Below are 7038 nucleotides of genomic sequence, written 5' to 3'. Positions count from 1 at the left end.
CCTGCCCAGGGCGGCGCGCTGATCGACCGGCCCGGGGGACCACCCCCGGGCTTTCCCCGTGGCGCCCTCTCCTCCGCCCGCCGCCGCCCATGCCCGCCGCCCGGCCGGACGGGGCGGCGTTTTTGCCGGCGGTTTCACACGGCCGAGGCTGCCGCGCCGCCGCCGCCTGCGCTATGCCCTCGCCGCACCGACGACGACGCCGCAGGGAGAGACGATGCGCGCGACCATTCCTGACGCCGCCATCCAGGCCATCATCGGCGCCGGCCGGCGCATGGACCGTTTCCACTGGGTTCCGGCCACCGCCGGGAATTTCTCGGTGCGGCTGCCGGGCGGCCGCGTCGCCATCACCCGCTCCGGCCAGCACAAGGGTTTTCTCGGCCCGGATTCGGTCATGGTGGTGGACCTGGAAGGGCGGCCCGAGGATCCGGCGCTGCGCCCCTCGGCCGAGACCCTGCTGCATTGCGGCATCTACCGCCGCTTCCCCGAGGCCGGCGCCGTGCTGCATGGCCATTCCATCGCCAACACCGTGCTCTCCCGCGCCGCCGGGGACAGCATCGCCCTGGCCGGCTACGAGCTGCTCAAGGCGTTTCCCGGCCTGCCCACGCATGAGGCCAGCGTGGCCGTGCCGGTCTTCGGCAACGACCAGGACATCCCCCGCCTTCAGGCCGTGGTGGATTCGCGCTGGGACGGGCTCGCCAGCATCCCGCCGGGCTATTTGATCCGCGGCCATGGCGTCTATGTATGGGCCCCCGACATGGATGCGGCGCTGGCCCGGCTGGAGGCGCTCGAGTTCATGCTGGAATGCGAGATGCGGGAGCGGAGGAGCTGACCATGAGCCTGCTGACCATCAAGGACGCCGCCACCGGCGAGGAGCTGCTGCGCACCGGCGACGCGGCCGAGATCGCCGCCGCCCTGGCGCCCATCCATGTCCGCTTCGAGCGCTGGGCGGTGGCGCCGCTGCCCCCGGGCGCCCCGGCCGAGGCGGTGCTGGAGGCCTATCGCCCGCAGCTCGACGCCTTCATGGCCGGCCACGCCGCCGGCACCGCCGATGTCATCCGCCTGACGGCCGACCATCCGCAGAAGGAGGCGCTGCGCGCCAAGTTCCTGTCCGAGCACACCCACACCGAGGATGAGATCCGCTTCTTCCACGAGGGCAGCGGCAATTTCATCATGCATGTGGACGGCAAGGTCTATGACGCGCACTGCACGCGCGGCGACCTGATCAGCGTGCCGGCCAACACCCAGCACTGGTTCGACGCCGGCACCGAGCCGCATGTGACGGCGCTGCGCGTCTTCACCGACACCACCGGCTGGACGCCGCACTACACCGGCACCGACATCGCCGAGCGCTTCCCGGCGGTGACCGGATGAGCGGGCTGGCCAAGGCGCCGCCCAGCGCCATCCTGACCGATATCGAGGGCACCACCAGCGCCATCGCCTTCGTCAAGGAGACCCTGTTCCCCTATGCGGAGCGGGCGCTGGACGGGTTCCTGGACGCCCATGGCGAGGAGGCCGAGGTCGCGGCCTGCCTGCGCGAGGCCGCCCGCCTGGCCGCCCCCGGCGAGGAGGTCCGCCAGGCGCTGCGCCGCTGGATGGCGGAGGATGCCAAGATCGGCCCGCTCAAGACCCTGCAGGGCCTGATCTGGCGGGGCGGCTTCCAGAGCGGCGAGATCGAGGGCCATCTCTGGCCCGATGTCGCGCCCTGCCTGCGCGCCTGGGCGCGCGCCGGGCTGTATCTGGCGGTCTATTCCTCGGGCTCGGTGGCGGCGCAGAAGCTGCTCTTCGGCCATTCCGTGGCCGGCGACCTGGTGCCGCTGTTCGGCGGCTTCTTCGACACGGCGGTGGGCGGCAAGCGCGAGGCCGCCAGCTACGCCGCCATCGCCCAGGGGCTGCACCGCCCGCCGCAGGAGATCCTGTTCCTCTCCGACATCGCGGAGGAGCTGGACGCCGCGGCCCATGCCGGGCTCTCGGTCTGCCAGCTGGTGCGGCCGCGGGATGGCACTGTCCCTTGCCCGCGCCATCCGCAGGCGCCCGATTTTCCCGCGGTCGCCGCCCTGTTCGGCCTGCCCGTGCCGCGCCTGGCCGCCTGAGACCCCCGGGCGGGGCAACCCCCGCCCTTCGACACCCCCCTGCCGGGAGAGCCTGCGGCATGATGACCACCTACACCGTGCAGGCCGGGCGCACGCTGCGGCAGGAGGGCGTGCCCTCCGCCGAGGCGCTGCGGCAGGCCGTCTGGATCGACCTGCTCTGCCCGACGCCGGAGGAGGAGCGGCTGGTGCAGCAGGCCCTCGCCCTCGAGATCCCGACGCGGGAGGAGATGCAGGAGATCGAAAGCTCCTCCCGCCTCTACAAGGAGGCGGAGGCGCTCTTCCTCACCGCCAACTTCCTCTACGGGGTGGAGGAGGGGGAATACGGCTCCACCGCCATCACCTTCGTCCTGGCCGGCTCCGCCCTCGTCACCGTGCGCTACGCGACGCCCAAGGCCTTCGCCGCCTTCGCCGCCCGCGTCTGCCGCACGCCGGGGCTGATCGAGACCTCGGACGCGGTGATGCTGCACCTGTTCGAGCAGGTGGTGGACCGGCTGGCCGATGTGCTGGAACGCACCGGCGCCGATATGGACCGCGCCAGCCGGCAGGTCTTCCACACCGCGCGCGGCTCGCAGAAGGCCAAGGTGAAGGCGCGCGACGCCAGCCTGAAGGACGCGCTGATCACCATCGGCCAGGTGGGCGAGGTCACCAGCCGCGCCAATGAGACGCTGCTCGGCCTGACCCGCATCCTCACCTTCGTCGGCGCCGAGAAGGACACCGCCGTCCGCAAGGAGAACAAGACCCTCATCAAGACGGTGATGCGCGACGTCCGCTCCCTGGTCGAGCACGCGGCCTTCCTCAACAACAAGGCCAATTTCCTGCTCGACGCCGTGCTCGGCATCATCAACATCGACCAGAGCGGCATCATCAAGACCTTCACCGTGGCCAGCGTGGCGCTGATGCCGCCCACCCTGATCGCCAGCATCTACGGCATGAATTTCGAGCTGATGCCCGAGCTGCAATGGCGCCTCGGCTACCCGCTCGCCCTGCTGATGATGGTGGTCAGCGCCGTCCTTCCCATCCTCTACTTCAAGCGCAAGGGCTGGCTCTGACTTGTTCCGCGCTGCCGCTGGCGGGCTTGGCGGCGGGACGCAGCCGGGTCGGCCTGCCGCTCGTGGTCGGGTGATCCGGGCGTTGAGGCGCCGCGCCGCCTGACGCCAGCCGGGCCGTCGCGGCCCGCCCGCCGCATCACCTCCGCGCCCGCCGCGCCGCAGCCGTCACGCGGCCGCGCCTTGACTTCGCGCGCCGCCCGGCGCGCCCTGCGGCCATGCTGTTCCGCTTCTTCGAATCCCTGATCGACCCCGTTGCGCCACCCGGCGCCAAGGCCACCCGGCTGTTCGGCGTGGCCGTGCCGGAGGGCGCGCCGCCGCGCGGCCTCTGGGGCTTCTACTGGCACTTCCTGCGGCAGGGACGGGCGCTGTTCGCCATGCTGTTCCTGACGGGGCTGACCGTCGCGCTGCTCGATGCGCTGATCCCGGTCTTCATCGGCCGCGTGGCCGGGCTGCTGGCCGCCCACGCCCCCGGCACGCTCTTCGCCGAGGCCTGGCCCGCGCTGCTCGGCATGGCGCTGGTGCTGCTGCTGGCGCGGCCCGGCGCCATCCTGCTGCAGAACCTGATCAGCCAGCAGGCGATCAATTCCGGCTTCACCAGCCTGATCCGCTGGCAGAGCCACTGGCTGGTCTCGCGCCAGGGCCTGCCCTTCTTCCAGGAGGATTTCGCCGGCCGCATCGCCAACCGCGTCATGCAGGCGGGGCCGGCGCTGCGCGAGAGCATCGTCCAGGGCGTCAACGCCGTCTGGTACATCCTGGTCTATGGCAGCGGCGCGGTGCTGTACCTGGCCAGCGCCAATGCCTGGCTGGCGCTGCCCATCCTGCTCTGGTTCGCCATCTACTGCGCGCTGCTGTGGCGCATGCTGCCGCGCATGCGCGAACGCTCCAAGGCCGCCTCCGAGCAGCGCAGCCTGCTCACCGGCCGGATCGTGGACAGCTACACCAACATCCTGACGCTGAAGCTCTTCGCCCGCGCCGAGCAGGAGGATGCCGAGGTGCGCCAGGGCGTGCTCGGCCTGACCCACGCCTTCCAGCGGCAGATGCGCATGGTGACGCTGAACAGCCTGCTGCTCTCCTCGCTCAATGCCTGCCTGCTGGTCGGCATGGCGGCGCTGTCGCTGTCGCTGTGGAATGCCGGGCGCATCGAGATCGCGGTGGTCGCCGCCGCCCTGCCCATGGCCTGGCAGATCGCCAACATCTCCGGCTGGGTCGCCTTCAACGTCGCCGGCATCTTCGAGAATGTCGGCGTGGTGCAGGAAGCCACCGGCAGCATCGCCGTGCCGCCCACCGCCGCCGACCCCGCGGCCGCCCGCCCGCTGCGCGTCACCGAGGGGCATCTGCGCTTCGAGCGGGTGGACTTCACCTATGCCGGGGCCGGGCAGGGGGTGCTGCGCGGCTTCGACCTCGACATCGCCCCCGGCGAGCGCGTCGGCCTGGTCGGCCAGTCCGGCGCCGGCAAGACCACGGCGATGAACCTGCTGCTGCGCTTCTTCGCCCCGCAATCGGGCCGCATCCTGATCGACGGCCAGGACATCGCGAGCGTCACCCAGGACAGCCTGCGCGGCGCCATCGGCGTGGTGACGCAGGACACCGCGCTGCTGCACCGCTCGGTGCGCGACAACATCCGCTTCGGCCGCCCCGACGCCTCGGAGGACGACATCCTCCGCGCCGCCGTCCAGGCCGAGGCCGATGGCTTCATCCGCGACTTGCAGGACTGGCGCGGCCGCCGCGGCTACGACGCCCAGGTGGGCGAGCGCGGCGTCAAGCTCTCCGGCGGCCAGCGCCAGCGCATCGCCATCGCCCGCGTGCTGCTGAAGAACGCGCCGATCCTGGTGCTGGACGAGGCCACCAGCGCCCTCGATTCCGAGGTCGAGGCCGCCATCCAGGAACAGCTCGAGAGCCTGATGCGGGGCAAGACGGTGATCGCCATCGCCCACCGCCTCTCCACGCTCGCGCGCATGGACCGCATCGTCGTGCTCGAACAGGGCCGCATCGTCGAGCAGGGCAGCCACACCGCGTTGCTCGCCCTGGGCGGCGTCTACGCCCAGCTCTGGCACCGCCAGTCGGGCGGTTTTCTTTAAGGCTGCCGCCGCCTCGTTGAGAAGCGGGACGCTGCACTCCGGCGCCACGACTCGTTGAACGGGAGCGTGGCGTGCGCCCCTGGGCCGATGCGCAACGCCCCCGTGCCGCGATCCCGTCCAAGCCATGACCGGTAGCCGACAGAAAAACGGGACGCTGCACTCCGGCGCCACGACTCGTTGAACGGGAGCGTGGCGTGCGCCCCTGGGCCGATGCGCAACGCCCCCGTGCCGCGATCCCGTCCAGGCCATGACCGGTAGCCGACAGAAAAACGGGACGCTGCACTCCGGCGCCACGACTCGTTGAACGGGAGCGTGGCGTGCACCCCTGGGCCAATGCGCAGCGCCCCCGTGCCGCGATCCCGTCCAGGCCATGACCGGCAGCTGGAAGAAAAGTTGACGGGGGAGGGGGTGGCGGGGAAGGTGGCGCGGCCAGGAGGGAAAAGCCATGTCCACCACCCATCGCCTTGATGCCGCACCGGAAACCGTGCGCTTCGGTGCCTTCGATGCCAGTTTCGCGCCGGTGCTGACGGTGGCCTCCGGCGATCGCGTGGTGATGCAATGCGTCTCCGGCCCGGCGCAGGTGATGCCGCCGGAGGGCAGCGGCCTGGCCGTGCCGCCGGAGCTGCAGGCGATCCACGCGGCGGTGGCGGAGGGGCGGCTGGCGCAGCTCGGCCCGCATCTGGTCACCGGCCCGGTGGCGGTGGCGGGCGCCGAGCCGGGCGATGCGCTGCGCGTCGAGATCGAGGCGATCGAGCTGGGCGCCGACTGGGGCTACAATCATTTCCGCCCGCTGGTCGGCACGCTGCCGGAGGATTTCCCCTATCGCCGGCTGATCCACATCCCCGTCGACCGCGCCGCCAACACCTGCCGCCTTCCCTTCGGCCCGCAAGGCGGGCTGGAGCTGCCGCTCTCGCCCTTCTTCGGGGTGATGGGGGTGGCGCCGCCGGTGGAATGGGGGCCGATCTCGACCAAGGAGCCGCGCGCGCATGGCGGCAACCTGGACAACAAGGAGCTGGTGGCCGGCACCACCCTCTGGCTGCCGGTGCACGCGCCGGGCGCGCTGTTCAGCGCCGGCGACGGGCATGGCGTGCAGGGCGATGGCGAGGTCTGCGTCACCGCGCTGGAGATGTGCCTGACCGGCACCTTCCGCCTGTCGCTGGAGAAGGGCGGCGGCGCCCGCCAGCCGGCGCTGCGCTACCCGCGCGCCGAGACGCCCACCCACTACATCAGCATGGGCATGCACGAGGATCTCGACATGGCCATGAAGCAGGCGCTGCGCGAGATGATCGCCTTCATCGTCGCGCGCGCGCAGATCTCTGCGGCCGAAGCGTATCAGTTCTGCTCCCTCGCCGTGGATTTCCGCGTCACCCAGACGGTGAACGGGGAGAAGGGCGTGCACGGCATGTTGCGCAAAGGCCTGTTGTTCTAAGGCAAGTTGGCGATCCGGCGCGGCCGCCCGGCGGCGCCGCGCCGAAGCTGTCCCCATGATCCACACGCCATCCACGATTCCGTCCCCAGGGTTGTCCACACCTTTTTAACCCTGGCTCCGGTGCCGCATCTTGTGGGCATACCCCCGTCCTCTCTACCGTATGTGGTGGTGGAGCAGGAGGTCGGGCGATGGAGTGGACCGCGGAAGCGATCGAGACGCTGCGCGCGCTATGGGCGGAGGGCCATTCGACGGCTGAGATCGGCCGGCGCATGGGCATCTCGAAGAACGCCGTGGTGGGCAAGGCGCACCGCCTGAACCTGCCCGCGCGCCCGAGCCCGATCCGCCGCGAGGCCGAGGCCGCCGCGCCGGCCGCGCCCGCTCCTGTGGCGCCG

7 protein-coding genes are annotated in these 7038 nt (G+C 71.4%); all 7 read left to right on the top strand.

Features of this window, described 5'->3' with window-relative positions:
- Nucleotides 1-214: 214 nt before the first annotated feature.
- Complete coding sequence (locus HMPREF0731_RS05215) at nucleotides 215-829, top strand: methylthioribulose 1-phosphate dehydratase (protein WP_007002995.1); 615 nt, start codon at nucleotides 215-217, stop codon at nucleotides 827-829.
- Nucleotides 830-831: 2 nt separating this feature from the next.
- A complete protein-coding gene (locus HMPREF0731_RS05210; protein ID WP_040611932.1) occupies nucleotides 832-1371 on the top strand; it encodes a 1,2-dihydroxy-3-keto-5-methylthiopentene dioxygenase in 540 nt (179 codons plus the stop codon).
- On the top strand, nucleotides 1368-2090 hold the full coding sequence (mtnC, locus tag HMPREF0731_RS05205) for an acireductone synthase (protein ID WP_007002993.1): 723 nt from the start codon (nucleotides 1368-1370) through the stop codon (nucleotides 2088-2090). The genes HMPREF0731_RS05210 and mtnC overlap by 4 nt, the downstream gene beginning before the upstream one ends.
- A gap of 59 nt (nucleotides 2091-2149) precedes the next feature.
- A complete protein-coding gene (gene corA, locus HMPREF0731_RS05200; protein WP_007002992.1) occupies nucleotides 2150-3139 on the top strand; it encodes a magnesium/cobalt transporter CorA in 990 nt (329 codons plus the stop codon).
- 215 nt (nucleotides 3140-3354) lie between these two features.
- Entirely contained in the window at nucleotides 3355-5217 is a 1863-nt protein-coding gene (locus HMPREF0731_RS05195) for an ABC transporter ATP-binding protein (protein WP_007002990.1), read from the top strand.
- A gap of 445 nt (nucleotides 5218-5662) precedes the next feature.
- Nucleotides 5663-6646 carry an acetamidase/formamidase family protein gene (locus tag HMPREF0731_RS05190; RefSeq protein ID WP_007002989.1) on the top strand — a complete coding sequence of 328 codons (984 nt, stop codon included), beginning with the start codon at nucleotides 5663-5665 and terminating at the stop codon, nucleotides 6644-6646.
- Between the two features lie 188 nt (nucleotides 6647-6834).
- A partial coding sequence (locus HMPREF0731_RS05185; RefSeq protein ID WP_007002988.1) for a GcrA family cell cycle regulator occupies nucleotides 6835-7038 on the top strand: 204 nt, incomplete at its 3' end.

Source organism: Pseudoroseomonas cervicalis ATCC 49957 (genome assembly GCF_000164635.1).
Lineage (GTDB): Bacteria > Pseudomonadota > Alphaproteobacteria > Acetobacterales > Acetobacteraceae > Pseudoroseomonas > Pseudoroseomonas cervicalis.
The sequence above is the reverse complement of the archived record's forward strand: the minus strand, read 5'-3'. Positions and strand labels throughout refer to the sequence as shown.

Bases quoted from the DNA above. Each gene is read 5' to 3' on its own strand.
- HMPREF0731_RS05215 (WP_007002995.1), top strand. From the start codon at position 215: ATGCGCGCGACCATTCCTGACGCCGCCATCCAGGCCATCATCGGCGCC.
- HMPREF0731_RS05210 (WP_040611932.1), top strand. From the start codon at position 832: ATGAGCCTGCTGACCATCAAGGACGCCGCCACCGGCGAGGAGCTGCTG.
- mtnC (WP_007002993.1), top strand. From the start codon at position 1,368: ATGAGCGGGCTGGCCAAGGCGCCGCCCAGCGCCATCCTGACCGATATC.
- corA (WP_007002992.1), top strand. From the start codon at position 2,150: ATGATGACCACCTACACCGTGCAGGCCGGGCGCACGCTGCGGCAGGAG.
- HMPREF0731_RS05195 (WP_007002990.1), top strand. From the start codon at position 3,355: ATGCTGTTCCGCTTCTTCGAATCCCTGATCGACCCCGTTGCGCCACCC.
- HMPREF0731_RS05190 (WP_007002989.1), top strand. From the start codon at position 5,663: ATGTCCACCACCCATCGCCTTGATGCCGCACCGGAAACCGTGCGCTTC.